This window comes from Monashia sp. HAY1-2A (assembly GCF_056755315.1).
This window is the reverse complement of record NZ_JBNDHY010000815.1, coordinates 1-234: the sequence shown is the minus strand read 5'-3', so window position 1 is coordinate 234 and position 234 is coordinate 1. Positions and strand designations below refer to the sequence as shown.

The 234-nt window shown below is 66.7% G+C and carries 1 protein-coding gene; it reads right to left on the bottom strand.

All coding sequences use genetic code 11. The features are described 5' to 3' along the window. Positions 1-234 (bottom strand): hypothetical protein (locus ACPYOM_RS24040; RefSeq protein WP_481347908.1); only part of this gene is annotated, 234 nt, incomplete at both ends.

Here is a 234-nt window from a genome sequence, read left to right as displayed (position 1 = left end):
ATCCTGTCGTAGTCGCGCTGGAAAGCGGCGGCATCAGCCACCTTCTGGTTCTTGCCGGCGATGGTTACCCGCACCGGGTACCGCATCAGCCCGGCCACCGCGGCACGGTCGCCTGCGGCAACACCGCGCTGCAGTTCGTTGAACACACTTTCGTACGGGGCGGCATCCCCCAGCAGCTTGGTAATGCGCTCGCGTGCGCCACCCTCGGCTTCGGCAGATGCATCCGCAGGCGAC